The organism is Amycolatopsis camponoti (assembly GCF_902497555.1).
Classification (GTDB): Bacteria; Actinomycetota; Actinomycetes; order Mycobacteriales; family Pseudonocardiaceae; genus Amycolatopsis; species Amycolatopsis camponoti.
On sequence record NZ_CABVGP010000001.1, the window covers coordinates 4,082,191 to 4,105,888 of the forward strand.

A 23,698-nucleotide genomic window follows, 5' to 3' on the forward strand; every position below is an offset into this window, starting at 1 on the left:
GACGTCACAAGCGATCAAAGGGTTGGCTCTCAGCGCAGAGTCGAGGTGCGGACCGCCCGGGACGGTTTCGCGAGCCGCGTCAGGCTCGACATGCGCCTTTGGCCACAAGCACCCGGAACGCGGCTTCCCGCACGCGGCCGGCGCTCAGCTCACCGGATCCCAGCGCGGCAAGCAGCCGGTTCAAGACGTCCTCGACGTGCCCGCCGGACGACCACAGGACCTGGTCGGCACCCGCTTGGAGCGCCAGCAGTGCCGCCTCGGGCAAGGGATGGTCGACGGTGATCGCCCGCATGGCACCGAGGTCGTCGGTGACCGCCGGACCGGCGAAGTGGTAAGTGGTCCGGAGCAGCCGGTAGGCCTCGGGGCTGAGCGAAGCGGGTCTCCCGGCGGTGAGTCCCGGGACCGACAGGTGACCGACCATGACGCCGGCGGCGCCGAACGCCGCGAGGCCGTCGTAGGGGACCAGGTCGGTGGTCGTGAGCCGGTCGAGCGGCGGGGTCTCCGGCAGCACCCGGTGCGAATCGCCGCGAGCGTGACCGTGTCCCGGGAAGTGCTTGAAGACCGGCGTCACCCCACCCTCGCGCAAGCCCGCCGCGAACGCGTAGGCGTAGGTGGTAACGGTTCTCGGGTCGGCGCTGTAGGACCGGTCACCGATGACGGCGTGATCCGGTTGTTCACTGACGTCGAGCACCGGTGCGTAGTCGACGGTCACACCCCGCGCCCGCAGCGCGTGGGCCCGCCGGACACCGAGGTCGTGGACCTGGCGCGGGGTCGAGGTCGCGGCGACGGCTCGCGCACTCGGCAGCTCGCCGTCGAGCGCGTCGATTCGCTGGACGCGGCCCCCTTCGTCGTCGACGGCGACCGAGACCGGCAGTTCCGCGCCGGCTTGGATCCGGGCCACGGCGTCGTCGCGGAGCATCGCCGTGGCGTTGCCGCCGAGGAAGATCCCGCCGACCTGCTCGGTGCGCACCAGCCGAGCGGTGGTCTTGACATCGCCGGCGTCCACCCCGACCACAAGCAACTGCGCGAGCAGGTGACGCACCGGGAGTCCGGCCACGACCGCTTCGCACGTTCTGGTCTTGCCCGCGCCGGCGGCTTCCGGGGCCGAGGCCCCGCCGCCGGAGTCCGGACCGGCCGCCGGGCCGGAGATGGCGGCCGCGAAAAGCCCGCCCACGACCGCGGCCGCGAGCAGGAGCCTGGTCCGCGTCATCGGACCTTCGTGTTCCCCTCGTAGCCGCCGGTGGACCGCAGCCGCTTCGCGTAGCAATCGTCCTTCGGCAGGCCCTGGCCGTCACACCACGCGTTCGCGTCGTCGGCGGTCGAGAACGCCTGGTCCTGCACGGTGACCCAGAAGTCCGGGTATTTGAAGCTCCGCCAATCCTGGGTCCAGATGAGCCGGACCGAGGCGTAGCGGTTCCTGAGGGTGAGGTGATCCTGCAGGATCGCGGGCGCGTCGTAGACGATCCCGTCCGCCGGCATGCCGACCTTCTTGGAGCTCAGCTGCGCGACCCAGTGGTCCTCCAACGTGGCCCGGACCGACGAGAGGTCCGCGTTCGCATACTGGCGGAGCTGCTCCAGTGCGTCGCCCGAGAAGGTCGGAGCCACTGAGGTTTCCGTGGTCGGCGAGCCCGCGTAGGTCTGGTAGGTCGGCTGGTAGCCGCCCGAGCCGGAGCCGGCGCGCCCGGCGCTGCCCGCGCTCGCCGCGTTGTAACCGGACGAGGAGCTGCCGCGTCCGGGGTTCGCCGACACCGAAACGGCGATCACGAGCCCGACCACCGCGGCGACCGAGACTCCCACCAGCGCGACGGTCCGGTTGGACCGCCGCGCAGCGGCTCGTTGCGCGACATCCGAGGTCCGCGGCGGTACTCGCGTGACAGCGGTTCCCGCCACGTTCGATTCCGAACACGAACACGCGACGCCGGAAGTCCGGCGGTGACAACGGGAACAGAACTGCATCGCACACCTCGCCTCACGGCGACCGGACCCGGTCGCGCGGTGTCACTATCGGATCCGTCGCGGGAAATGTTGCAGCAAATCCCCGGGGTTGGTCGTTTTCCTCGGTCCCGGTTTCGTGGAAAACAACTATCCCGGGTGAATCCGTAACACCGGTCGGCGATCGTGCGAACAGTCTGGGCAGAGTGATTCACCGTCGAGCGTCGAGGGGTTCTGCCCGTGGAAATCAGCACGATCGCCCGTGTCGGAACCGGCTCCGGCGACTCAGCCGTGCCTCAGGGGGTCTCTCCCTTCCTGCCTGAAGAAACGACCGAGATCGTCCTCGACGAACTGGCCGGAGCGATCACTCGGCTGCGGTCGGTGGGCGACAACGACGAAGAACGACTTTCGCGCCAGTTCCGTCTTCGTTTGGCCTCGTCCGAGGGTCTGCTCGACGATCGGAATTCGTTTCTGCTCCTCGCGTTGTGCTTTTTGATCAGGGTGAGTCCGCATCTGCGGGGGACGCCGGAAGCGGATTCGACGGACGGACTCCGCCGGGAACTGGCCGAGGTCGGGGTTCGTGAAGTAGCCCCGGCGGTGCTGGAGGCGTCGGAACAGCTCGGCCCGTTCGTCGTCGAACTCGGCCAGGCTCGGGAAACCGGGACCTACGTGGGCGACCTGCTTTCGTTGCTGCTGTCGGCGATCGCGCTGAACGCGCCCGAGGCGGTGTGGCCGCTGCTCGAGAAGCGGGCAGGCAGCCAAGGTGGCCGCGACATCAACGGCGCCGATCCCAACTCCGTTCTCGTGGCGATCGCGCAGACCGAGGACGAGCTCGCCGCGGCGGTCAGCCGGGTCGAGACGAGCTACCGGCAGCTACGCGAGGGGGCGGCGATCTTGCGTGAAGAACTCCCGCAGGGCTCGCTCGGCCGCAGCGGGGGCCTGCTGTCCTCGCTGGGAATCAGCACTGAGGGGATGCAGAGCCTGATCCTCGTCCGGAACGATTACCATCGCAGTCCACTGTGGAAGAAGCTCATCATCGGCAACCCCGCCTCGCTGATCGCGGAGGAAGCCGAGTCGTTGGTGAAGCATTGGGACGAACACGTCGACGCGGCGCGAATCGCCGTGGAGCGTGCGAAAAGCGTGCGGACGGACGAGGTCGGTGCGCTGCGGCCACTCGCCCGTCCGTTCACGTCCCCGGTCGCCCGGCACTCGGCGTTGTGGCCCGAAGCGGTCCGGCAGTTCGACACCTACCGGCGGACGGACCCGGTCGTCGCCGCCGAATTGGGTGATCGCCGCGTTCCGCACCACCTTTGGACGTTCGACCCGTTGCCGGACGAGGCCTGGGCCCGGCTGCCGTACGTCGACCACGTGTACCAGAGCATCGTGTTCCTGGCGGACGAGAAGAACATGCCGTACGAGCAAGCCTGCCGCGCCGTGACGGGGATCGTGCTCGACCAGATGTCGAGGGCGCTCCCGGGGCGGCTGACACTGACCTGGATCGATCCGCGTGGCCGCGGCCAGAGCGCCGGGCCGTTGCTGTCACTGCTCGAAACCGGCAAGCAGCTCATCGGTGACGCCGTCTGGTCCGAGCCGGATGACATCGCCGCCGCGCTGCGCCGGGTCAGCGACCGGATGGCGCAGCTGGAACAGCGGGCGCTCAAGGACACGTTTCCCGATCTCGACGCCTACAACGCCGCGGCGGGTCAGCTGGCCGAACCGAACCACGTGGTCGTGGTGACCGGCTACCCGCAGGCGTTCTCCGAGGACTCCGCCCAGCGGCTGCGCCAGATCGTGGAGGGCGGCGCCCGCCTCGGCATCGCCGTGCTGGTGGTCACCGACGAGGCGCAGTCCGGCAGCTATTGGCTCGACAACGGTCCCGGGCACTACCCGGTGATGATGAACCGGGGCGGCGCGCCGGCGTCGGCGCCGTGGATGAACGCACAGCCCCTCCGGCCGCACGCTTTCGTCCTGGGCGGTGAAGGACGGATGCACGCGACCTTGGAACTCGGGGAGACGGTGCGCTGCGTGCCGTGCCTTCCCCTGTCGTTCACGCCCGAGGCGGCCAACGCGATCGTCGCCGGCTACGCGGCCGCCACCGAATCGGCGGCCGAGGTCAAGATCGACGCGGCCACGCTGGTCGAGCCGGGCACCGGCGCCGAGACGACCAAGAGCGTCGACATCCCGCTGGGCCTGCAGGGCCGCCGCGAGGTCCTCGACCTGCGGCTCGGCCACAAGCTCTCCCAGAACGTGCTGGTCGGCGGCCTGCCGGGGTCGGGCAAGTCGACGTTGTTCCACACGCTGATCGTCAACGCGATCCGCCGGTACGACCCGCGCGAGCTCGAGTTGTACCTGCTGGACTTCAAGCAGGGTGTCGAATTCCAGCCGTACGCCGACGGTGCGCTACCGCACGCGCGCGTCGTCGCCGTCCAGAGCGAGCGCGACTTCGGCCTGTCGGTCCTGCGTGACCTGCGCGCCGAGATCGATCGGCGCGCCGAACTGCTGAGGGGCCCGCAGGGCGCAGGCTCCGACGGCCTCACCGAATACCGCGAACGCACGGGAAAGCCGCTGCCGCGGATCGTCGTCGTGGTCGACGAGTTCCAGGTGCTGTTCGCCGAGGACGACCGGATCGCCCACGAATGCGCGCAGCTGCTCGACCACGTCGTGCGGCAGGGACGCGCGTTCGGCGTGCACACGGTCCTGGGCACGCAGACCCTGCGCGGGCACGGCGCGATGGGCTTGCTGCGCGGAACCCTCGACCAGGTCGCCGTCCGGATCGTGCTCAAGACCAGCGAGACGGACTCGCGCTTGTTCCTCAGCGACGAGAACGCGGCCGGGGCGCGCCTGACCCGGCCGGGTCAGGCGATCTTCAACGACGGCGGCGGCCGGCCCGAGAGCAACGTCGAGTTCCAGGTCGCGCACACGGAGGACGCGGCGCGGGACGCGGCCATCGCCGAGGCCCGGGCGGCGGCCATCCGCGACGACTTCACCCGGACGCCCCGGGTCTTCGACGGCACCAAGCCGGTGGAGGTGAGCCAGGATGAGCAGGTCAAGGGCTTGGTCGACGGCACGGCGCGGGTCGACGGGAAGCGGCTCTGGCTGCACCTCGGTCTCCCGGTGGCGATCAAGGGGTCGGGCGGGGTCGGGCTGCGACGTGCGGGCGGGGCGAACCTGCTGATCGTGCACCGGGACGCGGGCCACGCGGTCGGCGCGCTGGCCGTGGCCCTGGCCACCGCGCGACTGTCCACCGCTGATCCGTTGCGGATCGTCGGGTTGGAGAGCCTCGGTCAGGACGACGAGGAGCACGAGAAGCTGCGGCACGTGCTCGAGATCGGGGACAACGCGACGTGCGTGGGCCACGGGAAGATCGCCGGCGCGCTGGCCGACCTGGCGGCCGAGGTGCGGCGGCGGCTCGAGGAAGAACGCAGCGGTGAGCGGACCATCGTCGTGCTCAACGCGCTGCAGCGGGCGCGGGTTCTCGGGGACGAGAACACCTACAGCGAAGAGGGTTCGCCTCGCGAGAACTTGCTGACCATCCTCGCGGAGGGCCCGGACTACGGGGTACACACGGTTGTGCTGACCGAGTCGGTGGAGGCGGTCGACCGGCGCCTGGGGCACGCCGGGCTGGGCCAGTTCGGCGCCCGGGTCGTCGGCCAGTGTTCGGTCGACGCGTCCCAGCGGCTGGTGGGCACCGGGGCGGCCGGGAAGCTCGGCGAGCACTACGTGATCCTGCACGAGCCGGACGACGACCGGACCGAAACGCTGCGGCTGTTCCCGCGACCCGACGAGACCTGGCGTGCGGCGGCGGCCGACGCCGCGGCCGCGCGGACGGAGACCCGATGAGCTACCAGGGGTTCGACCCGGACGAAGTCGACCGCGCGGCGCACCTGCTCGGCCAGTCGCGCGAGCACGTCCAGCAGGAGGCCAACCGGGTCCGAAGCTCCCTGCGGAACATCAACCGGTTCCACGGAAGTGCCGCCGACAAGGCGCGGGCGGCGGCGGACCAGGTGGCCAAACGGCTGGACCAGGACGCTCGTGAGCTGGAACAGCTCGCGCAGGCGCTGAAGACGCTCGCGGCGCAGGCTCGCCTGCTGAATCGGTGACCATGCGGTTCGAAGGGGATCCGGACGAGTTGCCGCCGGTCGCCGCCGCGCTGCTTCGCTACGGCGGCGAGCTGGGTCGGCACCGGAACGCCGTCGACCGTGCCTGCGCCGACCTCTCGCGAGCGGCCGACGCCGCGGTGTCGCGGCTCGAAGGGAGGCTGCGGGCGGCTCGGGCCCGGCTCGCCGCGGTCGATCCCGAGGACGGCGCCGCCCTGGCGGCGGCCCAGCGTGAGGTCGAGGAGGCGACCACGAACCGCGACACCGGTCTGGAGCAGCGTCGCCGGATCGACCAGACGGTCGCGGACCTGCGCGCGCGGTCCGGTCCCCGGTTGCTCGCGGCGGTACGGACCACCGAGCAGGGACGATCGCGGCTGCTGGTGTTCTGGCAGGCCGTCGACCGGGCGGTCTCCGCGTTCGACACGGCGGTGTCGCGGTGTCTCGGCCGGACGCCGGCTCCGATCGGCATGCCGGCCGCCGCCGGCGGGGTTTCCGGTCCGGCGATGCGGGGGGTGGTCCCTCCTCGCACGGCCACACTGCCGCCGCTCGGCCCGGGCGGACACGTGCTCGTCCCCCTCGACCTGATCGACGACTCCGACTCGTCGGTGCGGAGCGCGGCCGACTTCCAGAAGGTGAGCATGCGGGTGATGCGCGACGGCTTGCTGCGGCTCCAGACCGAGATCATCCCGGCGGTGCGGGGCGGGGAGGGTCTCGAGGCGATGCGCGAACGGGACGTGCGCACCGGCCTCGGCGGTGCGCCGGCGTCCTACGTGAGGGTGTACGAAGCGTTCTTCGGCGACACGTCGGTGAAGCTCTCCCGGAGTGCGGACGGGCGGTACACCGTCCGCAACGGGTACCACCGCATCTGGCTGGCCAAGCAGGCGGGACTCGACGTCCTGCCTGCCGATGTGGCGGAGGAACCGTGAACTTCCTGGCCGCGGTGATCACGGCGGTCGAACGCGACCACCGGACGTTCCGGGCCTCGGCCCGCTCGCTCATGGCGACCTGGCGTGACCCCCACGCCGAGCGCTTCGAACGGGAGGTCCTCGCGACGCTCGACCAAGACAGCGCGGCGGTGCTGAACGCATTGCGTGACGCGGAGAGCGCGCTCGCGCGCGCCGAACAGGCCCTGCGCGGTGCGGGGGAGTCGTTGGCTCCCTGATTCTTCGCGGCGACCTGCGCCGGTCGGCTCTCAGCGCAGAGTCGAGGCGCGCACCACCAGCTCCGGGGTGAACACGACCTGCCGGTGCTCGTGGTCCGGTTCGGACTCCGCCAGCAGCAGCTCGGCCGCCGTCCGGCCGAGCCGGCGCCGGGGCTGGCGGACCGAGGTCAGCGGGACCGCGGCCGCCGCCGCGAACTCGATGTCGTCGTACCCCACGATCGCCATGTCCTCCGGGACGCGCATGCGGAGGTTCGCGCACGTCTGCAACAGACCCAGGGCGACCAGGTCGTTGGCGCAGAACGCCGCCGTCGGGCGGATCGACGCCGGGAGGCCCGCCAGGCGCTCACCCGCGCCGCGGCCGTCCGCCACCGTCAGGGCCGTCGTCGTCAGGTCGACCAGGTGGTCCGGGCCGAGCCCGGCCTCGCGGAGCGCCTTCAACGCGCCCAGCCGGCGGTCGCAGACCTGGCCGACCGTCGTGTGGTTGCCGATGAACGTGATGCGGTCGTGGCCCTGCTCGATCAGGTGCCGGACGGCGATCTCGCCGCCGTAGACGTCGTCGACCGCGACCGAGCAGTGCGTCGTGCCGCCCGGGGTCCGGTCGACGACCACCACCGGCGTCCCGCGGTGCGCGATCTCGCCCAGCAGCGGGGCGTCCGGGTCGACCGGCGTGATGAGGATGCCCTGCACCCGCTGCTGTTCGAGGCGGCCGAGGTAGGCCGCTTCGCGCGCGGGCTGGTGGGCGCTGTTGCAGAGGAACAGCGAGAGGTCGCCCGCGTCCGCGGCGTCTTCCATGCCGGCCGCGACGTCGGTGAAGAACGGGTTGCTGCCGTCGAGCATCACGTACGCCAGCACGCGGCTGCGCCCGGCCCGCAGCTGCCGCGCGGACTCGTTGCGGACGAACCGCAGCTCGGCCATCGCGGTCTCGACCTTCGCGCGGGTGGCGGGGCTGACGCGGTCGGGCCGGTTGAGCACGTTGGACACCGTGCCGAGGGAGACGCCCGCGGCCGCGGCGACGTCCTTCATGCCCGCCGTCTTCGGCTCGGCACCGGACTCCTGAACCGTCATGGAACCCCCTCATTGAAACGTAACATCGCCACCACCAGTCCGGCCTTGAAGACGTTCGGCCACGGTTCGGTGGATTCATTGACTTGTTCTTCGCCCGCATAGTAGCGTCACCGCACCAGATTTGTGAAACCTTTCAATCCGGAGGTCGCGATGACGCGGCAGGACTCGGACCGACCGCCTCTGCTGGAGGTGCGCGGCGTGACGAAGTCGTTCGGCGCCGTCGCGGCGGTCGCCGGGGTGAGCTTCGGCCTGTACCCCGGCGAAGCCCACGCCCTCGTCGGCGAGAACGGCGCCGGCAAATCGACGATCGTGAAGATGCTCGCCGGGGTCCACAAGCCCGACGACGGCACGCTGCTGCTCGACGGGCGGCCGGTCGAGTTCGGCTCGCCGGCCGACGCGAAGGCCGCCGGCATCGCGGTGATCTACCAGGAACCGACGCTGTTCCCGGACCTTTCGGTCGCGGAGAACATCGTGATGGGCCGCCACCCGCGCAAGGGACTCGGCCGCATCGACCGGGCCGCGATCCGCGCCGAGGCCGAGCGGCTCTTCGCCCGCCTCGGCGTCCGGATCGACCCGGCCCGCCCGGCCCGCGGGCTGTCGATCGCCGACCAGCAGATCGTGGAGATCGCCAAGGCGCTCAGCGCCGACGCCCGCGTGCTGGTGATGGACGAGCCGACCGCCGCGCTGAGCCGCGTCGAGGTCGACCGGCTGTTCGGCGTCGCACGGGCGTTGCGCGAAGAAGGCGCGGCGATCATGTTCATCTCGCACCGCTTCGAGGAGATCACCGAGCTCTGCCAGCGCGTCACGATCATGCGCGACGGCAAGCACGTCTCCACCGACCTCGTCGAAGACGTCACGGTCGACGACATGGTCAAGCGCATGGTCGGCCGCGACCTCGACGCCCTGTTCCCCAAGCAGGACGTCGAACCCGGCGCGGTCGTCCTCGAGGTCGAAGGCCTGGCCCGCGAAGGCGTCTTCCGCGACATCTCCTTCTCCGTCCGCGCGGGGGAGATCGTCGCGTTCGCCGGGCTTGTCGGCTCCGGACGCTCGGAAGTCGTCCAGGCCGTCTTCGGCGTCGACGAGCGGGACGCCGGGGTCGTGAAGATCGGCGGCAAGAAGCTCAAGGCGCACTCGTCGCGGGCCGCGATGGCCGCCGGCATGGCGCTGGTCCCCGAAGACCGGCGTCAGCAGGGCCTGATCATGGACCTCTCGATCGAGCGCAACGTGACGCTGCCGCGGTCCCGCGCGCTCTCCAAGCTCGGCTTCCTGACCGGTGCGAGCGAGCGGCAGGAGGCCCGGCACTGGACCGAGCGGCTGCGCACCAAGTACCGCCGGCTCGGCGATCCCGTCGGCACGCTTTCCGGTGGCAACCAGCAGAAGGTCGTGCTGGCCAAGTGGCTCGCGATGGCGCCGAAGGTGCTGATCGTGGACGAGCCGACGCGCGGGATCGACGTCGGCACGAAGGCCGAGGTGCACCGGCTGATGTCGGCGCTCGCGGCCGAAGGCGTCGCGATCGTCATGGTCTCCTCCGAGCTGCCGGAGGTGCTCGGCATGGCCGACCGCGTGCTCGTGATGCGCGAGGGCCGGCTCGTCGCCGAGCTCCCGCGCGCCGATGCGACCGAAGACGCGGTCATGTTCGCCGCGATGGGCCAGGGAGCCGCCGCATGACCGTCACCAAGGAGGCCCCCGTGACCGGGGAACCGGCCGTCCACACGCGACAGTCGTGGGCCGCGAACGCGTTCAAGGCCCGCGAGTCCGGCATCGTCCTCGCCCTGATCGTCCTGGTGGCGTTCACCGCGACGCAGAACTCCCGGTTCCTGTCCGGGCAGAGCATCCGCGACATCCTGCTGGGGACCGCGATCCTGGCGGTGCTCGCCGTCGGGCAGGCGATCGTGATGATCACCCGCAACATCGACCTCTCCGTCGGCTCGGTGCTCGGCCTTTCCGCCTTCGCCGTCGGCTCGCTGATGCGCGACAGCCCGGGCCTGCCGGTGATCGTCGCGCTGCTGGTCGGACTCGGCGTCGGCGCGGTCTGCGGGCTGGTGAACGGCTCGCTGGTGCGCTTCGGCCAGGTGCCCGCGCTGGTCGTCACGTTGGGCACGCTCTACGCCTTCCGCGGCGTCAGCTTCTTCTGGGCGGGTGGCCAGCAGATCAACGCCGACAAGCTGCCGGCGTCCTTCCTGGACTTCGGCACCGCGTCGGTGCTCGGCGTGCCGTGGCTGGTGCTCATCGCGCTGCTGGTCCTGGTCGTCGGCGGGATCGTGCTGCGGAGCTACCCGGCCGGGCGCGAGCTGTACGCGATGGGGTCGAGCCCGCAGGCCGCGCAGCTGGCCGGCATCCGGGTCGGCCGCAACACCACCGCGGCGTTCCTGGTCAGCGGTGCGCTGGCCGGCCTGGCCGGGGTCCTGTTCGCCGCCCGGTTCGGCACCGTGGACGCGGCCGCCGGCACCGGCTACGAGCTGAACGTGGTCGCCGCGGCCGTCGTCGGCGGCGTCGCGGTGTTCGGCGGCAGCGGCTCGGTCTGGGGCGCGGGCCTCGGCGCGCTGCTGCTGACGGTCATCGGCAGCGCACTGGCCGTGCTCGACATCAACCAGTTCTGGCAGCAGGCGATCGTCGGCGCGCTGATCCTGCTGGCCATCGGGGCCGACCGGCTGGTCGCGGTCCGGGTCGCGAAAGCACTGAAGAAGAGGGATTCCCATGTCTGACCAAGGGAACCGGTTCGGCCGGCTGCTGAGCTGGGACGCCGCCGTCGTCCTGGTGACGGTCATCGTGCTGATCGTCGCCTCGGGTGCCGTCGAGAACTTCGGCACCAGCCGCAACTTCACCTTCCTGCTGCTCGACCTGCTGCCGATCGCCCTGGTCGCGCTGCCGATGACGTTCATCATCGTGACCGGCGAGATCGACCTTTCGGTGGCGAGCACGCTCGGGCTGACGTCGGCGGTGATGGGCTCGCTGTGGGACGCGGGCCTGTCGATCGAGACGATCATCCCGCTCTGCATCGCGCTCGGCGCGGTCCTCGGCGCGTTGAACGGCTTCTTCGTCACCGTGCTGAAGCTGCCATCGCTGGCCGTCACGATCGGCACCCTGGCCCTCTACCGCGGGCTCGCGTTCGTCGTGCTCGGCGACGGCGCGGTCGCCGACTTCCCGCGGGCCTACACCGGCTGGGTCACCGGCACGATCGGCGACGGCCCGATCCCGAACGTGCTCGTCCCGCTGCTCGTGGTGGCCCTGATCTTCGGGGTCGTGCTGCACGCGACCCCGATCGGCCGCGGCGTCTTCGCGGCCGGCGCGGGCGAGCAGGCGGCCCGGTTCGCCGGGATCCGCACCGGACGGCTCAAGTTCTGGCTGTACGTCGTGAGCGGCGCCGTCGCCGGGCTCGCCGGGATCCTGTGGACCCTGCGCTACTCCAGCGCCCGCGCCGACAACGGCTTCGGCCTCGAACTGGCCGTCGTGGCCGCCGTGCTGCTCGGCGGCGTGTCCATCTTCGGCGGCAAGGGCACGCTGCCCGGCGTGCTCGCCGGAGTGGTCCTGCTGGCGTCCCTGCAGAACGCCCTGCGCCTGCAGGACGTCTCGAACGAGGCGCTCAACATCGTGACCGGCGTGCTCCTCATCGTGTCGGTCCTGCTGCCCAACATCGTGTCCTCGGCCCGTACGGCGCTCCGGCGCCGGAGTCGAGCGACTGCTCCGGTATCCCCAGAAAGGTGACGAAGATGTCCCGACGGTTCCTCACCGGCGCAGTGTCGGCCGGGCTGGTGCTCGTGCTGGCCGCCTGCGGCGGCACCACCAAGGACGACAGCGGCGGCTCCGGCGCGCAGCAGTCCACGGCCACGGCGAACCCCAGCGCCGCGGCCAAGGAAGGCGTCAAGATGGCCTTCCTGCCCAAGCAGCTCAACAACCCCTACAGCGACATCGAGGTCAGCGGCGGCAAGGCGGCCCTCGGTGAGCTGAAGGGCGAGTACAAGCTCGTCGGGCCGAACGACGCGAGCGCGTCGTCGCAGGTCAGCTACATCAACACGCTGATCCAGCAGCAGCAGGACGTCATCGGCATCGCCGCGAACGACCCGAACGCCGTCTGCCCGTCGCTCAACCAGGCCCGCAGTGCCGGCATCAAGGTCGTCGCGTTCGACTCCGACGCCGCCAAGGACTGCCGCGACGTCTTCATCAACCAGGCCACCACCCAGGGCATCGGCGAGGCACTGGCCAAGCAGGCCAAGGACCTCTCCGGCGGCTCCGGCGAGATCGCGGTCCTGTCCGCGACGCCGAACGCGACCAACCAGAACGCCTGGATCGAGGTCCTCAAGAAGGAGCTCGCCAAGCCGGAGTACGCGAACATCAAGCTGGACAAGGTCGCCTACGGCAACGACGACGACCAGAAGTCGTTCCAGGAGGCCCAGGGCCTGCTGCAGTCGTTCCCGAACCTCAAGGTGATCGTCTCGCCGACGACGGTGGGCATCGCGGCCGCGGCGCGCTACGTCAGCTCGTCCAGCTACAAGGGCAAGGTCGCGGTGACCGGGCTCGGCACGCCGAACCAGATGCGCGCCTTCGTCAAGGACGGCACGGTCAAGCAGTTCGCGCTGTGGAACCCGGCCGACATCGGCTACCTCGCCGCCTACGCGGGCGTCGCCCTCAAGTCGGGCCAGATCAGCGGCAAGGAAGGTGAAACGTTCAAGGCGGGCAAGCTCGGCGACTACAAGATCGGCGCGAGCGGTGAGATCGTCCTCGGGCCGCCGACGACGTTCGACGCGAACAACATCGACAAGTTCAACTTCTGACGGTTTTCCGCGGCCGGACCGGATCGCCGCCCCGGTCCGGCCACGGAGTCCACTAAGGACGGACAGTGCCCCGATACTGCTTCTGCCTGCGGGTGAAGCCGGACCGGAAGGCCGAGTACGCGCAGCGGCACCGGGCGGTGTGGCCCGAGATGCGGCAGGCCCTGCTCGACACCGGCTGGCGCAACTACTCGCTCTTCCTGCGCGAAGACGGCCTGCTGATCGGCTACGTCGAAGCCGACGACCTCGACGCCGCGCAGGCCGCGATGGCGAAGACCGAGGTCAACGCCCGCTGGCAGGCGGAGATGGCGGAGTTCTTCACCGGCCTCGATGGCGGCCCGCCCGACGAAGGCTTTCAGCTCCTCGAAGAGGTCTTCCACCTCGAACCACCCACCGTCGCGGAAGGACAGTGATCGCCGTGGGCGACTTGACGGCCGTGAAACAGGCCCTGCGGGCCCAGCGCATCGAAACGCCGTCGTGGGCGTACGCGAATTCGGGCACCCGGTTCAAGGTGTTCCCGCAACCCGGTGTCCCGCGGACACCCGAAGAGAAGATCGCCGACGCCGCGACCGTGCACCGGTTCACCGGGGTCGCCCCGGTCGTCGCGCTGCACATCCCGTGGGACCGCGTCGACGACTACGGCGCCCTGACGGCCTACGCGCGGGACGCCGGTGTCGAGATCGGCGCGATCAACACCAACGTCTTCCAGGACGAGGACTACAAGCTCGGCTCGGTCACCAACCCCGACGCCGGCATCCGCCGCAAGGCGACCGACCACCTCCTCGAGGCCATCTCCATCATGGACGCGACGGGCTCGCGCGACCTCAAGCTGTGGTTCTCCGACGGCATCAACTACCCGGGCCAGGACGACATCCGCGACCGGCAGGACCGGCTGGCCGAGGCGTTGAAGGAGACCTACGACCGCCTCGGCGACCACCAGCGGATGCTGCTGGAGTACAAGCTCTTCGAGCCCGCCTTCTACGCCACCGACGTCCCGGACTGGGGCACGTCCTACGCGCACTGCATCGAGCTGGGGGAGAAGGCGACGGTGTGCATCGACACCGGCCACCACGCCCCGGGCACGAACATCGAGTTCATCGTCGCGTTCCTGCTGCGCGCGGGGAAGCTGGGCGCGTTCGATTTCAACTCGCGCTTCTACGCCGACGACGACCTGATGGTCGGGGCGGCGGACCCGTTCCAGCTGTTCCGGATCATGTACGAGATCGTCCGCGGCGACGCCCTCGACCCGGCGTACGGGATCGCGTTCATGCTCGACCAGTGCCACAACATCGAGGCCAAGATCCCGGCGATCATCCGGTCGGTGATGAACGTCCAGGAGGCCACGGCCAAGGCGCTGCTCGTCGACCGCCCGGTGCTGCGCACCGCCCAGCAGGCGGGTGACGTCCTCGCGGCCAACGCCGTGCTGATGGACGCCTACAACACCGACGTCCGGCCGCTGCTGGCCGAGCTGCGCGAGGACTCCGGGCTCGACCCGGACCCCGTCGCGGCCTACCACCGCAGCGGGTACCAGGAGCAGATCGTGGCCGAGCGCGCCGGCGGCACGCAGGCCGGATGGGGAGCATGAGCATGACGGTGCCGGAGCAGCTCATCGCGCGCAGCAACGCGCTCGGGGCCGACCCGCGCAACACCAACTACGCCGGCGGCAACACCTCGGCCAAGGGTGCCGTCACCGACCCGGTGACCGGCGTGCCGGCGGAGGTGCTGTGGGTCAAGGGATCCGGTGGCGACCTCGGCACGCTCAAGGAGTCCGGGCTGGCCGTGCTGCGGCTGGACCGGCTGCGGTCGCTGGTGGACGTCTACCCGGGCGTCGAGCGCGAGGACGAGATGGTCGCGGCGTTCGACTACTGCCTGCACGGCCGCGGCGGTGCGGCGCCGTCGATCGACACGGCGATGCACGGCCTGGTCGAGGCTCCGCACGTCGACCACCTGCACCCGGACTCCGGCATCGCCCTGGCCACCGCGGCCGATGGTGCCGCGCTGACGAAGGAGTGCTTCGGCGACCGCGTCGCGTGGGTGGACTGGCGGCGGCCCGGCTTCCAGCTCGGCCTCGACATCGCCGCGGTCAAGGCCGCGAACCCGCAGGCCATCGGCGTGATCCTCGGCGGGCACGGCATCACGGCGTGGGGCGCGACCTCGGAGGAGTGCGAGCGGAACTCCCTCGACATCATCCGGACCGCCGAGGAGTTCCTCGCTTCGCGCGGGATCGCCGAGCCGTTCGGACCGGTCGTCCCCGGATTCGAGGCGCTCCCGGAAGCTGAACGGCACGCCCGCGCGGCGGCTTTGGCCCCGGTGGTCCGCGGGCTGGCCTCGACCGACCAGCGCGTCGTCGGGCACTACACCGACAGCGACGTCGTGCTGGAGTTCCTCTCGCGGGAGAAGCTGCAGCCTCTGGCCGCGCTGGGGACGTCGTGCCCTGACCACTTCCTCCGCACCAAGGTCCGCCCGCTCGTCGTGGACCTGCCCAGCTCGGCACCTGTCGAGGACGTCGTCGCACGGCTGAAGGAACTGCACGCCGAGTACCGCGACGAGTACCGCGCCTACTACGAGCGGCACGCCGTCGCCGATTCGCCCGCGATGCGCGGTGCCGACCCGGCGATCGTGCTCGTCCCCGGCGTCGGCATGTTCTCCTTCGGCAAGGACAAGCAGACCGCGCGCGTGGCGGGTGAGTTCTACGTCAACGCGATCAACGTCATGCGGGGCGCCGAAGCGGTCTCCACCTACGCCCCGATCGCCGAAAGCGAGAAGTTCCGGATCGAGTACTGGGCGCTGGAAGAGGCGAAGCTGCAGCGGATGCCGAAGCCGAAGCCCCTCGCCGGGCGGATCGCGCTGGTGACCGGGGCGGGGTCGGGCATCGGCAAGGCCATCGCGGTGCGGCTCGCCGCCGAGGGTGCCTGCGTCGCGATCGCCGACCTGAACGGCGACGCCGCGGCCGAAGTCGCCGGGGAGATCGGTGGTGTCGCGGTGACCGCCGACGTCACCGACGCGGCCGCCGTGCAGGCCGCGGTGGACGCCACCGTGCTCGCCTTCGGCGGCATCGACCTGGTCGTCAACAACGCCGGGCTGTCCATCTCGAAGCCGCTGCTGGAGACGACCGAACGCGACTGGGACCTGCAGCACGACGTGATGGCCAAGGGCTCGTTCCTGGTCGCGCGCGCGGCGGCGAAGGCGATGATCGACCAGGGCATCGGCGGCGACATCGTGTACATCTCGTCGAAGAACTCGGTGTTCGCCGGTCCGAACAACGTCGCTTACGGGGCCGCGAAGGCCGACCAGGCCCACCAGGTCCGGCTGCTGGCCGCCGAACTGGGCGCCCACGGCATCCGCGTCAACGGCGTCAACCCCGACGGCGTCGTCCAGGGCTCCGGCATCTTCGCCGGCGGCTGGGGCGCCCAGCGCGCCGCCGTCTACGGCGTCGAGGAGGCGAAGCTCGGTGAGTTCTACGCCCAGCGGACCATCCTGAAGCGCGAGGTGCTGCCCGAGCACGTCGCGGCCGCCGTGTTCGCCCTGACCGGCGGCGACCTCACCCACACCACCGGCCTGCACGTGCCGGTGGACGCCGGGGTGGCCGCCGCGTTCCTGCGCTGAAGGAGTTCCGATGACCCTCGACCGCATCACGCCGCGCAAGACCCGCGTCGGGCTCGTCTCGGGCGGGCTCGGCGCGTACTGGCCGCAGTTCCCTTCGCTGTTGCCGCAGCTGGAAGCTTCGGCCCGGCGCGTCGCCGAACGATTGTCCGAAATGGACTGCGAGATCGTCGACGCCGGGTTCGTCTCCGACGCGACCGAAGGTGCGGCCGCGGCGGAGAAGCTGCGGGTTGCCGGGTGCGACCTGATCGTCGGGTTCCTGACGACGTACCTGACGTCCAGCATGCTGGCGCCGGTCGCGCAGCGTTCGGGCGCGCCGGTACTGCTGCTCAACCTGCAGCCGACCGAGGCGATGGACCACGAGTCCTTCGACACCGGCGCGTGGCTGGCCTACTGCGGGGCCTGCCCGCTGCCGGAGATGGCCAACACGTTCCGCCGCGTCGGCGTCGAGTTCCGGTCGGTCTCCGGGTACCTGGAGGACGAGCGGGCCTGGACGCGGATCGAACGCTGGATCAAGGCGGCCGGCGTCCGCGCGGCGTTGCGGCACGGCCGGCACGGCCTGCTCGGACACCTCTACCCGGGGATGATGGACGTCTCGACCGACCCGACGCTCGTCTCGGGCCAGCTCGGCGGGCACGTCGAGATCCTGGAGGTCGACGACCTGCGGGTGCGCGTCGAGAAGGTCACCGACGACGAGACCGCTGCCCGGGTCGCCCTGGCCCGTGACGTGTTCACTGTGGACGATTCCGTCGTGGACGAAGACTTCGCCTGGGGCGCGCGGGTTTCGGTGGCGCTCGACCGGCTGGTGGAGGACTTCTCCCTCGACTCGCTGGCCTACTACCACCGGGGTCTCGACGGCGAGACGCACGAGCGCGTCGGCGCCGGGTTCATCCTCGGCGCGTCGCTGCTCACCGCCCGCGGCATCCCGGCGGTCGGCGAGTACGAGCTGCGGACGTCCCTGGCCATGCTGATCATGGACCGGCTCGGCGCGGGCGGCTCGTTCACCGAGCTGCAGGCGCTGAACTTCCGCGACAACGTCGTCGAGATGGGCCACGACGGGCCGGCCCACCTCGGCATCAGCGCGCGCAAGCCGCTGCTGCGCGGCCTCGGCGTGTACCACGGCAAGCGGGGCTGGGGCGTGTCGGTTGAGTTCGACGTCAAGCCCGGGCCGGTGACGCTCTGCGGGCTCGGGCAGGCGCGCGACGGGACGTTCACGCTCATCGCGTCCGAGGGCACGGTCGTGCCCGGGCCGCTGCTACGGATCGGGAACACGACGTCCCGCGTCGACTTCGGGTGCGACCCGGGGGAGTGGACCGACGCGTGGTCGGCCAGCGGCATCGCCCACCACTGGGCGCTCGGCACCGGCCACCGGGTCGCCGAGCTGACGGCCGTCGCGGACCTGCTCGGGCTGGACCTGACCGTGGTGCGTCCGTGAGGCGAGTCGCGGCCGTCGACCTCGGCGCGTCCAGCGGGCGGGTGATGGCCGGGACCGTCGGGCCGTCGGTGCTGGCCGTAGAGGAGGTGCGGCGGTTCCCGAACGGCGGGGTCCGGGCCGGACCGGTGCTGTACTGGGACATCCTGGGGCTCTATCGCGAGACCCTGGCCGGGATCCGCGAAGCCGGTCGCTTGGACGGCGTCGGGATCGACTCGTGGGCGGTCGACTACGGGCTCCTGGACGAGCGGGGCGCGCTGCTCGGCAACCCCGTCCACTACCGCGACTCGCGGACCGACGGGATCACCGTGCCGGTGCCCGACCGGGAGCTCTACGACGTCACCGGGTTGCAGCAGCTGCCGTTCAACACGCTGTACCAGCTGGTGGCCGAAGGCGACCGGCTCGACGCGGCGGCGACCATGCTGCTCATTCCGGACCTGCTGAACTACTGGCTCACGGGCGAGATCGGGGCTGAGCGGACGAACGCGTCGACCACGCAGCTCTACGACGTGCGCGCGCGGACCTGGGCTCTTTCGCTGGCGTCGCGAGTCGGGATCCCGCCCCGGCTGCTCCCGCCGTTGCGGGACCCGGGCACGGTCGTGGGCCAGGCCCGCGAACTGTCCGGCGTACCCGTGGTCGCCGTCGGCTCGCACGACACGGCGTCCGCGGTGGTCGCCGTGCCCGCGTCGCCGGGGACGAACTTCGCCTACATCTCCTCGGGGACGTGGTCACTGGCGGGCCTGGAACTGCCCGCGCCGGAGTTGAGCGACGCGGCGCTGGCCGCGAACTTCACCAACGAAGGCGGTGTCGACGGCACCATTCGCTTCCTGCGCAACGTGATGGGTCTCTGGGTGCTGTCCGAGACGCTGCGGACGTGGTCCACTTCGGACCTTTCCGGTCTGCTCACGGCGGCGGCCGCCTCGCCCGCGTTGGCGGCGGTGGTGGACATCGACGCGCCCGGGTTCCTGCCACCGGGCGACATGCCGGCGCGGCTCGCCGCGGCATGCGGGGCGACCGGCCAGCGCCCACCCGGTACGCGGGCCGAGGTGGTCCGGTGCATCTTGGACAGCCTGGCGCTGGCGTACCGCCGCACCCTCCGCCAGGCGGCCTCGCTGACCGGCCGCACGATCGACGTGGTCCACATCGTCGGCGGCGGAGCGCGGAACGAACTGCTGTGCCAGTTGACGGCGGACGCGTGTGGGGTGCCGGTGCTGGCGGGCCCGGGCGAGGCAGCGGCGCTGGGGAACGTACTGGTACAGGCCCGTGCGTTGGGGGAGGAGGACCTCCCGGATCTGGCGGCCATGCGGGCGCTGGTGCGGGAGACGCAGGAAGTCCGCCGCTACGAGCCCTCGGGTGCCGGCGACTGGGACGCGGCCGAGGCCCGGCTCGGGTCCTGAACGTTCTGTCCGCTGTGCCGGTCACCGGACAGACCTGCGCGGAAGTCTCCTCATCCCGGCCCTTTCCGGGCACACTCCCGGCAGCACGGTTGCGGGCCCGAGCGGCCCGCGGCGAGCCTGAGCACGGATCCCGGACCCGACCCGAGGGAGTGCCGCGATGGCGCACCGAACTCCGATCGCCGCGGCTGCCGCCTGCGCGCTGGCCCTGAGCTTCCCGGGAACAGCCGCCGCCGATCCGCCGAGCGCCCTGCCCGGCAACGCCACCGACTTCGAGAAGACCTTCCAGCCCGCCTTCGACTACGACAAGGACGGCTGTTACCCGACCCCGGCCATCGGCCCGGACGGCACCATCGCGCCCGGCCTCTCCCTCGGCGGCGACACCAACGGCCACTGCCGGGACTCCTGGGACCTCGACAACACGAACTCGTACTCGCGGCAGAAGTGCAACAACGGCTGGTGTGCCGTGATGTTCACCCTGTACTTCGAGAAGGACCAGGCCTCCCTCGGCCCGGGCAGCGCCGGGCACCGCCACGACTGGGAGCACGTCGTCGTCTGGGTCAAGGACAACCGGGTCGAGTACGTCGCGACGTCCCAGCACGGCGGCTTCGCGATCCACGACCGCGCGAGCATGCGTTTCGAGGGCACGCACGCGAAGGTCGTCTACCACAAGGACGGCGGTTCGACGCACTGCTTCCGCGCCGCCAACGGCAACGACGACCCGCCGGAGAACCACAAGGGCACCTGGCAGTACCCGACGCTCGTCGGCTGGGACGGCTACCCGTCCGGGATCCGCGACAAGCTCGTGGCGGCGAACTTCGGCAGCGCCACCTTCGGCATCAAGGACGACCAGTTCAACGGCAACCTCGGCAAGGCCAAGCCGTCCGGGATCCCGTTCGACGTGAACGCCTAGAGCCAGCCGCGTTCGTCCGCGATCCGCACCGCCTCGACGCGGTTTCGCGCGCCGGTCTTGGTGATCGCCGCGGAGACGTAGTTGCGGACCGTGCCTTCGGACAGATACAGCCGGGACGCGATCTCGGCGACCGTCGCGCCGGTCCGGGCGGTGATCAGGACGTCCCGTTCCCGCGCGGTGAGGGGTGACTCGCCCGCGGCCAGCGTGGCCACCGCCAGCGCCGGATCCACCACGCGCTCCCCGGTCCGCACGCGGCGGATCGCGTCGGCCAGCACGTCGGCGGGGGCGTCCTTCACCACGAACCCGGCCGCACCCGCGTCCATCGCGCGGCGCAGGTAGCCGGCGCGCCCGAACGTCGTGAGCATGACGACGCGGCAGTCCGGGACCTGCGCGGCGAGCACCGCCGCGGCCGCGAGCCCGTCGAGCCCGGGCATCTCGATGTCCAGCAGGGCGACGTCCGGCCGGTGCTCCCGGGCCGCGGCGACGACCTCGTCGCCGCGGCCGACCGACGCCACCACCTCGAAGTCGTCCTCCAGCGCGAGCAGCGCGCACAGCGCCTGGCGGACGAGCTCCTGGTCGTCGGCGAGCAGCAGGCGGATGGTCACAGCGTCACCCGCAGCCGCCAGCCCCGCGGCCGGACAGGGCCGGCCCGGAACTGCCCGCCGGCGGCCTTGACGCGCTCGCGGAGCCCGGCCAGCCCGGAGCCCTCCTCGGGACTACCGCCCACTCCGTCATCGACAACCTCCACAGTGGACTCGGTCACCGTGACCGCGCACCGCGTCGCGCGCGCGTGCCGGGCCACGTTGGTGAGCCCTTCGCGGACGACCCACCCGAACAGCTCCCGCCGGGCCGGGTCCACGACGTCGGCCGCGGTCGGCAGGTCGGCGGTGACGCCGCACGCGCGCAGCAGCTCGCGGCCGCGGGCGAGCTCGCCGGCGAGCGTGACGTCCCGGTAGCCCGACACGGCCGCGCGCACGTCGGTCAGCGCCTGGCGGGCGAGGTTCTCGACCGCGGCGATCTCCTCGCCCGCGCGGGCGCCGTCGGCGTCGAGGAGCCGCCGGGCCAGGGTGCTCTTGACCGTGATCGCGGTCAGCGAGTGGCCGAGCAGGTCGTGCAGGTCGCGGGCGATCCGGGTCCGCTCGGCCTCGGACGCCAGGCGGGCGACCTCGGCCCGGGCTTCGACGAGCGCGGCGTTGGCCCGGACGGCTTCGGCGAAGGCGTAGACCACGAGCACGGTGAACACGAGCGCGACCGCCTGCGTCCACCCCGCGGTGTCCCACGCCACCCACGGCACCACCAGCGCCGCGAGCGCGGCGAGCACCACGAGCGCACCGGAGTACCGCGGTAGCCGGGGCACGGCGAGGGACACGACGACCGTGGCGAGGAAGAACGCCTCGGCGTGGGCGAAGGGGAGCGCGGCGGCGAACAGCACGGCCAACACTCCCAGGAGTGGCCAGAACCGGCGCGGCGCCCGCTGCGCCGCGGCGCGGGCGGTGAGGCCGTAACAGCCGACGAAGACGGCGACGAGCACGCAGCCGGCGACCGCGGCGTGGCCGGTCGAGTGCTGCAGCACGCCGGGCACGGTGACCGCGGGGTAGACGAGCATGCCCGCGTCGAGCACCATCACCCGCCAGCCGCGCACCCAGCGCTGCACGTCGGCCGGTTCCGTCCTGTCCACCACCGGAACGCTACCGGGCCCGCGCCCGGCGGCCGTTGACCAGCACGGTGACCCCGAGCAGGAGCAGCCCGCAGACGGCCTGCTCGATCCGCAGCCACAGCGGGAACAGGCCGGGCAGCGCGACGATGACGACGATCGCCACGAGCATCACCGCCGAGACGATCCGCAGTCTCAGCAGCCCCTTCCGCGATCCGCGGGCCGCACTGCGGGCGAAGGCCAGCGTCAGCAGCGAGCTGGCGACGACGAGGGTGGCGCGCACCCAGACCGCGTCGGTCACCATCGCGTGGTCGTTCCGGAACAGGACGATCACCAGGAGCGTGAGCACGGAAAGCGTGGCGTAGCCGCCGGTGACCAGCAGGACCGGCCGGAAGACGGCGGGTCCGGTTCGAGTCGTGGTCATGCCGGAAATGCTCGTCGCGCGGGGTGTCCGGGCGGCAGTGCCGTCCTTCAGCGGACGCTCATGACATTTGTCATCGGCATGTCCTGGGCAAAGAGCTGGGAGAGCGCTCTCACGGCGTGCTACAAAGAGGGGGTGACGACGCATCCGCCTCCGGCGCCGCCGACCCTGGAGGACGTCGCGCGGGTCGCCGGCGTTTCGCGGGCCACGGTGTCCCGCGTGGTCAACAGCGTGCGCAACGTCGACCCGAAGCTGCGCGAGACCGTCGAACGCGCCATCGCCACCACCGGCTACGTCCCGAACCGCGCGGCCCGGTCGCTGGTCACGCGCCGCACCGGCGGGATCGCGCTGGTGGTGTCCGAGCCGGAGCGGCACGTCGAAGCGTTCACCGGCGGCGTGTTCGGCGACCCGTTCTTCGGCCGGGTGGTCGAAGGCGTGGTCGCGCACCTGCGTCCGCAGGGGCTGCACCCGCTGCTGATGCTCGTCGACAGCGACGAAGAGCGGGAGAAGCTCGTGCCGAAGCTGCGGCAGGAGCAGGTGAGCGGGGTGCTGCTGATCTCGCTGCACCCGGCGGAGGACCCGCTGCCACGGATGCTGACCGACGCGGGCGTCCCGACGGCGCTGTTCGCCCGGCCCGGCCGCCCGGCGCCGGTGAGCTACGTCGACGTCGCCCACCAGGACGGCGCCCGGCTCGCGGCCGACCGGCTGGTCGAGCGCGGGTGCCACCGGGTCGCGACGATCGCGGGCCCGGCGGGGACACCGGCCGGCCAGGACCGCCTGGCCGGCTTCCGCGACGCGATGGCGCGGCACGGCCACGCGTACGTGGCGGTCGCCGAGGGCGACTTCACCGAGCACGGCGGCGAACGCGCGATGGAGCGGCTCCTGGCCGAGGACCCCGCGCTGGACGGGCTGTTCGTGGCCAACGACCTGATGGCGTACGGCGCGCTGACGGTGCTGCGCGAAGCGGGCCGGCGGGTTCCGGACGACGTCGCGGTGATCGGCTTCGACGACAGCCGGGTGGCCCTGAGCTGCCGCCCCCGGCTCACGACGGTCCGCCAGCCCGTGGAGGAGATGGGCGCGGCGATGGCCCGGATGGTCCTGGACCGGATGGCCGACCCGGCGGGGCGCGCGGAGTCGGTCATCTTCGACGCCGAGCTGGTGGTCCGCGACTCGGCCTGAGCGCGTCCGGTACTCCGCTCGCGTGGCCTGCCGGGCAAGAACGGCGACCTGTCCGGACAGTTCCGCTCACTGGTATG

21 protein-coding genes are annotated in these 23,698 nt (G+C 71.5%); 15 read left to right on the plus strand and 6 right to left on the minus strand.

The window, feature by feature from the left end; translation table 11 throughout:
- Positions 1-79: 79 nt before the first annotated feature.
- Together AA23TX_RS19210 and AA23TX_RS19215 are read right to left on the minus strand one after the other, a co-directional pair.
- Positions 80-1,210: a glycoside hydrolase family 3 N-terminal domain-containing protein gene (locus tag AA23TX_RS19210; protein ID WP_155543867.1), complete on the minus strand. Its 1,131-nt coding sequence runs from the start codon at positions 1,208-1,210 to the stop codon at positions 80-82.
- The gene (locus AA23TX_RS19215) at positions 1,207-1,797 is read right to left on the minus strand and encodes a hypothetical protein (protein ID WP_155543868.1); all 591 of its coding nucleotides are present in this window, start codon (positions 1,795-1,797) and stop codon (positions 1,207-1,209) included. Before AA23TX_RS19215 ends, AA23TX_RS19210 begins: the two co-directional genes overlap by 4 nt.
- A 636-nt stretch (positions 1,798-2,433) precedes the next feature.
- On the opposite strand from AA23TX_RS19215, the gene AA23TX_RS19220 reads away from it, so the two are divergent.
- Genes AA23TX_RS19220 through AA23TX_RS19235 form a run of 4 tightly spaced genes read left to right on the plus strand, consistent with a single transcriptional unit; the run spans position 2,434 to position 7,191 of the window.
- Complete coding sequence (locus tag AA23TX_RS19220; RefSeq protein WP_155543869.1) at positions 2,434-5,772, plus strand: FtsK/SpoIIIE domain-containing protein; 3,339 nt, start codon at positions 2,434-2,436, stop codon at positions 5,770-5,772.
- Positions 5,769-6,032, plus strand: a complete 264-nt coding sequence (locus tag AA23TX_RS19225) for a WXG100 family type VII secretion target (RefSeq protein WP_155543870.1) — start codon at positions 5,769-5,771, stop codon at positions 6,030-6,032. Before AA23TX_RS19220 ends, AA23TX_RS19225 begins: the two co-directional genes overlap by 4 nt.
- A gap of 2 nt (positions 6,033-6,034) precedes the next feature.
- Positions 6,035-6,955, plus strand: coding sequence for a hypothetical protein (locus AA23TX_RS19230; protein WP_155543871.1), 921 nt, complete (start codon positions 6,035-6,037; stop codon positions 6,953-6,955).
- On the plus strand, positions 6,952-7,191 hold the full coding sequence (locus AA23TX_RS19235; RefSeq protein WP_155543872.1) for a hypothetical protein: 240 nt from the start codon (positions 6,952-6,954) through the stop codon (positions 7,189-7,191). Before AA23TX_RS19230 ends, AA23TX_RS19235 begins: the two co-directional genes overlap by 4 nt.
- 30 nt (positions 7,192-7,221) lie before the next feature.
- Here AA23TX_RS19235 and AA23TX_RS19240 read toward each other — a convergent pair whose 3' ends face one another.
- Positions 7,222-8,256, minus strand: a complete 1,035-nt coding sequence (locus tag AA23TX_RS19240) for a LacI family DNA-binding transcriptional regulator (protein WP_155543873.1) — start codon at positions 8,254-8,256, stop codon at positions 7,222-7,224.
- Between the two features lie 150 nt (positions 8,257-8,406).
- Here AA23TX_RS19240 and AA23TX_RS19245 point away from each other — a divergent pair, with 150 nt between their 5' ends.
- From AA23TX_RS19245 to AA23TX_RS19290, 10 genes are all read left to right on the plus strand, one after another.
- A complete protein-coding gene (locus AA23TX_RS19245) occupies positions 8,407-9,924 on the plus strand; it encodes a sugar ABC transporter ATP-binding protein (RefSeq protein WP_155543874.1) in 1,518 nt (505 codons plus the stop codon).
- Positions 9,921-10,961 (plus strand): ABC transporter permease, encoded by a 1,041-nt coding sequence (locus tag AA23TX_RS19250; RefSeq protein WP_155543875.1) that lies wholly within the window; start codon positions 9,921-9,923, stop codon positions 10,959-10,961. Before AA23TX_RS19245 ends, AA23TX_RS19250 begins: the two co-directional genes overlap by 4 nt.
- Complete coding sequence (locus AA23TX_RS19255; RefSeq protein ID WP_155543876.1) at positions 10,954-11,961, plus strand: ABC transporter permease; 1,008 nt, start codon at positions 10,954-10,956, stop codon at positions 11,959-11,961. Before AA23TX_RS19250 ends, AA23TX_RS19255 begins: the two co-directional genes overlap by 8 nt.
- Positions 11,962-11,966: 5 nt before the next feature.
- Complete coding sequence (rhaS, locus tag AA23TX_RS19260) at positions 11,967-13,028, plus strand: rhamnose ABC transporter substrate-binding protein (protein ID WP_155543877.1); 1,062 nt, start codon at positions 11,967-11,969, stop codon at positions 13,026-13,028.
- Between the two features lie 65 nt (positions 13,029-13,093).
- Complete coding sequence (locus tag AA23TX_RS19265) at positions 13,094-13,438, plus strand: L-rhamnose mutarotase (protein WP_155543878.1); 345 nt, start codon at positions 13,094-13,096, stop codon at positions 13,436-13,438.
- Positions 13,435-14,610 (plus strand): L-rhamnose isomerase, encoded by a 1,176-nt coding sequence (gene rhaI / locus AA23TX_RS19270; RefSeq protein ID WP_155543879.1) that lies wholly within the window; start codon positions 13,435-13,437, stop codon positions 14,608-14,610. Before AA23TX_RS19265 ends, rhaI begins: the two co-directional genes overlap by 4 nt.
- Positions 14,611-14,612: 2 nt before the next feature.
- On the plus strand, positions 14,613-16,631 hold the full coding sequence (locus tag AA23TX_RS19275; RefSeq protein ID WP_196425376.1) for a bifunctional aldolase/short-chain dehydrogenase: 2,019 nt from the start codon (positions 14,613-14,615) through the stop codon (positions 16,629-16,631).
- Between the two features lie 10 nt (positions 16,632-16,641).
- Positions 16,642-18,063: an L-fucose/L-arabinose isomerase family protein gene (locus AA23TX_RS19280; protein ID WP_155543881.1), complete on the plus strand. Its 1,422-nt coding sequence runs from the start codon at positions 16,642-16,644 to the stop codon at positions 18,061-18,063.
- Positions 18,064-18,107: 44 nt separating this feature from the next.
- On the plus strand, positions 18,108-19,457 hold the full coding sequence (locus AA23TX_RS19285) for a rhamnulokinase (RefSeq protein ID WP_155544530.1): 1,350 nt from the start codon (positions 18,108-18,110) through the stop codon (positions 19,455-19,457).
- Positions 19,458-19,614: 157 nt separating this feature from the next.
- Complete coding sequence (locus AA23TX_RS19290) at positions 19,615-20,367, plus strand: NPP1 family protein (protein WP_155543882.1); 753 nt, start codon at positions 19,615-19,617, stop codon at positions 20,365-20,367.
- Here the strand turns inward: AA23TX_RS19290 and AA23TX_RS19295 are convergent.
- From AA23TX_RS19295 to AA23TX_RS19305, 3 genes are read right to left on the minus strand one after another with little or no spacing between them, the layout of a single operon-like run.
- The gene (locus AA23TX_RS19295; RefSeq protein ID WP_155543883.1) at positions 20,364-20,972 is read right to left on the minus strand and encodes a response regulator transcription factor; all 609 of its coding nucleotides are present in this window, start codon (positions 20,970-20,972) and stop codon (positions 20,364-20,366) included. The two genes, AA23TX_RS19290 and AA23TX_RS19295, sit on opposite strands and share 4 nt — an antisense overlap.
- Positions 20,969-22,045, minus strand: coding sequence for a sensor histidine kinase (locus AA23TX_RS19300; protein WP_230862571.1), 1,077 nt, complete (start codon positions 22,043-22,045; stop codon positions 20,969-20,971). Before AA23TX_RS19300 ends, AA23TX_RS19295 begins: the two co-directional genes overlap by 4 nt.
- A 10-nt stretch (positions 22,046-22,055) precedes the next feature.
- Positions 22,056-22,445: a hypothetical protein gene (locus AA23TX_RS19305; protein ID WP_155543885.1), complete on the minus strand. Its 390-nt coding sequence runs from the start codon at positions 22,443-22,445 to the stop codon at positions 22,056-22,058.
- Between the two features lie 132 nt (positions 22,446-22,577).
- Between AA23TX_RS19305 and AA23TX_RS19310 the strand changes: the two genes are divergently transcribed.
- A complete protein-coding gene (locus tag AA23TX_RS19310) occupies positions 22,578-23,621 on the plus strand; it encodes a LacI family DNA-binding transcriptional regulator (protein ID WP_155543886.1) in 1,044 nt (347 codons plus the stop codon).
- The last annotated feature ends 77 nt before the right edge of the window (positions 23,622-23,698 follow it).